General features: G+C 68.1%; 4 protein-coding genes. All 4 read left to right on the top strand.

The genetic code is table 11. The features are described 5' to 3' along the window. Positions 1-44: 44 nt before the first annotated feature. The 4 genes from ehuC to IEZ01_RS10755 all read left to right on the top strand — a co-directional run bounded on the left by ehuC (position 45) and on the right by IEZ01_RS10755 (position 3,025). Complete coding sequence (ehuC, locus tag IEZ01_RS10770; RefSeq protein WP_019886627.1) at positions 45-704, top strand: ectoine/hydroxyectoine ABC transporter permease subunit EhuC; 660 nt, start codon at positions 45-47, stop codon at positions 702-704. Continuing rightward, complete coding sequence (ehuD, locus tag IEZ01_RS10765; protein ID WP_189201331.1) at positions 701-1,351, top strand: ectoine/hydroxyectoine ABC transporter permease subunit EhuD; 651 nt, start codon at positions 701-703, stop codon at positions 1,349-1,351. Before ehuC ends, ehuD begins: the two co-directional genes overlap by 4 nt. After that, positions 1,341-2,099: an ectoine/hydroxyectoine ABC transporter ATP-binding protein EhuA gene (gene ehuA, locus IEZ01_RS10760; RefSeq protein ID WP_019886629.1), complete on the top strand. Its 759-nt coding sequence runs from the start codon at positions 1,341-1,343 to the stop codon at positions 2,097-2,099. The genes ehuD and ehuA overlap by 11 nt, the downstream gene beginning before the upstream one ends. Positions 2,100-2,266: 167 nt before the next feature. Continuing rightward, the gene (locus IEZ01_RS10755) at positions 2,267-3,025 is read left to right on the top strand and encodes an IclR family transcriptional regulator (RefSeq protein WP_189201329.1); all 759 of its coding nucleotides are present in this window, start codon (positions 2,267-2,269) and stop codon (positions 3,023-3,025) included. Positions 3,026-3,090: the final 65 nt, after the last annotated feature.

Genomic DNA, 3,090 nt, shown 5'->3' with positions numbered 1-3,090 from the left:
ACCGAGGCCGAGATGACCACGCTGACCGCCGAGGAGCTGTGCCGATGACCGCCGGACTCTGGCAGAACTGGATCCTGCCCGGCATCTGGATCACGATTCAGCTGCTCGCGGGCAGCGCCGCGCTCGGCGCGCTCGTCGCCTTCACCGTCGGCATGGCCCGCACCCACCGCTCCCCCGCGGTCCGCTTCCTCGCCGGGCTCTACACCGAGGTCTTCCGCGGGGTCTCGGCGCTGATCCTGATGTTCTGGCTGTTCTTCGTGCTGCCCCCGCTGATCGGCTGGCAGCTGGTCCCGATGTGGGCGGCGATCCTCGCGCTCGGCCTGTCGTACGGCGCGTACGGCGCCGAGATCGTGCGCGGCGGGCTGAACGCCGTGCCGGTGGCGCAGCGCGAGGCGGGTGTGGCCCTGAGCTTCACGCCCTGGCAGCGGATGCGGCACGTGATGCTGCCGCAGGCTGTGCCCGAGATGATCCCGAGCTTCTGCAATCTGCTGATCGAGCTGCTCAAGGGCACGGCGCTGGTGTCGCTGCTGGGTGTGGGCGACGTCTCCTTCGCCGCCTATCTGGTGCGGCTGGCCACCCAGCAGAGCGCCGGGATCTACACCGTGACGCTGGTGATCTACGCCCTGCTGGCGCTGGTGGTCACCCGCTCGATGAAGGCCTGGGAGAAGAAGGCCAAGGCCGGACTGGGGGTGGGGGTCAAGTGAACTGGGACTGGTCCGCGGTGGCGGACTTCACGCCACGTTTCTGGGACGGCCTGCTGGTCACCCTTCAGGTGCTGGTCCTCGGCTCGCTGATCGCGTTCACGCTGGGGCTCGTCTGGGCAGCCGGTTTCCGGGCCGGGTCGCGGCTCGTGCGGTGGCCGGTTCATGTCGTCACCGAGTTCATCCGCACCACCCCGCTGCTGGTGCAGCTGTTCTTCCTCTTCTTCGTGCTGCCGGAGTGGGGGGTGCAGTTCTCCGCCCTGACCACCGGCACACTCGCGATCGGCCTGCACTACTCGACGTACACGGCACAGGTCTACCGGGCCGGCATCGACGCCGTACCGGCCGGGCAGTGGGAGGCGGCGACCGCGCTCAGCCTGCCCGCCCACCGCACCTGGCTGACCGTGATCCTGCCGCAGGCGCTGCGCCGGATCGCGCCCGCGCTCGGCAACTACGTGATCGCCATGCTCAAGGACACTCCGCTGCTCGCCGGGATCAGCGTGCTGGAAATGCTCCAGCAGTCCCGTCTGGAGTCGGCGGAGACCTTCCAGTACACCGAGCCGCTCACGGTCGTCGGTGTCGCCTTCGTCCTGATCGCCTACCCGGCTTCCCTGCTCGTACGAACCCTGGAGCGCCGCCTTGCCCACTGAACCGACCGAGACCCATGACCTGATCCGTTTCGAGAACGTCACCAAGCGCTTCGGGGACACCACCGTCCTGGACGATCTCTGCTTCTCGGTCCGGCCGGGCCGGCACGTCACCCTCATAGGACCTTCCGGTTCCGGCAAGACGACGATCCTGCGGCTCCTGATGACCTTGGAGCGGCCCGACGCGGGCACGATCCGGGTGAACGGCGGCAAGCTGCATCCGGCCGACGAGAAGCACCGCCGCGAGGTCCGCAAGAAGATCGGGATGGTCTTCCAGCACTTCAACCTCTTCCCTCACATGGACGTTCTGCGAAATCTCACCGAGGCTCCGGTACGGGTCCTCGGCCTGGACCGGGACGAGGCCGAGCAGCGCGGCCGGGATCTGCTGGAGCTCGTCGGGCTCTCCGACAAGGCGCATGCCAGACCCGCGCAGCTGTCCGGCGGCCAGCAGCAGCGGGTGGCCATCGCACGGGCGCTCGCGATGCGGCCGAAAGTGCTCCTTCTCGACGAGGTCACCTCGGCCCTCGACCCCGAGCTGGTGGCCGGTGTCCTCGATCTGCTCCGGGACATCGCGCGGACGACGGACATCACCATGCTCTGTGTCACGCACGAGATGGGATTCGCCCGCGACATCTCGGACGAAGTGCTGATGTTCGACTCCGGGAAGGTGATCGAGTCCGGTTCGCCAGAAAAAATCTTTGGCGATCCGGGGCACGAACGCACGCGCGAGTTCCTCGGCGCGGTGCTCTGACCTGAGGGTCTACGGCTCAAGTTTGCCGAGGGCATATGCCATGGTGGTGCGCCCCAGCGTATGGCGCCGGGGCGCCGCATCAATCTCGCCAACAGCCGCCCCCGAAACGGTTCTTGGCGGCTATCGTGGTAACGAAGCTTGCGGTCACAACCTGCTAGGGGGAAACCGTGGCGCTGAAGCCCGAGCCCACCGCGCCGTTCCACTCGGTGCAATACGCCCTGCGCGTCCTCGAGACGGTCTCACGGCACGGTGGTGGGGTGACCGACGTCCAGATCGCTCGCGAAACCGGTCTGCCCGTCGGCCATCTGTCGTCGCTCCTGCTGATTCTGCGCCGTGAAGGGTACGTGGAGCAGGTCGCCGACGGCGCCTACGTCATCGGTGACTCGCTCGTCCTGCTCGGTTCGGGCAGCACCCGCCGTGAGGCACTGGAGAGCAAGCTCCAGGAGACCCTCACGGAGCTGCGCGACTCGGTCGGGGCGGCGGTCTACATCAGCCGGTACATCGACGGCGAGGTCAAGATCACCCAGGTCGCCGACGGCCCCCGCACCCCCAAGGTCAACGAGTGGGTCGACTTCCGCTCGGCCGCGCACGCCAGCGCGGTGGGCAAGTGCCTGCTGACCCAGCTGGACCAGAACGGCCGCCGGGACCACCTCTCACGCCACAAGATCGCCCGCCTCACGTCCCGGACGATCACCAACGAGAAGGTGCTCTTCTCCAAGCTGGACAGCCAGCCGCCGACGGTCCCGGTGCTGGACCTGCAGGAGTACGCGGTGGGCACGGTCTGCGCCGCGGTGCCGCTGACGGCGGGATCGTCGGTCGGATGCCTGGCCCTGTCGCTCCCGATCGAGCACGCCCACCGGCTGCGCCAGGCGGCCGACGCGCTGAACCGCAGGGCGGCGCCGGTGGTGCTCTCACTGGCGATCTGAGCCCCTGGGACCAGGTGGACCAGGGTGGTCAGGAGCACCTCTGGGGACCAGGTAGTATTAACTCT

The sequence above is a fragment of the Streptomyces purpureus genome (assembly GCF_014648195.1).
Lineage (GTDB): Bacteria > Actinomycetota > Actinomycetes > Streptomycetales > Streptomycetaceae > Streptomyces > Streptomyces purpureus.
Note: the sequence above shows the minus strand (reverse complement) of the source record. Positions and strands in the feature narration are given on the sequence as shown.

Bases quoted from the DNA above. Each gene is read 5' to 3' on its own strand.
- ehuC (WP_019886627.1), top strand. From the start codon at position 45: ATGACCGCCGGACTCTGGCAGAACTGGATCCTGCCCGGCATCTGGATC.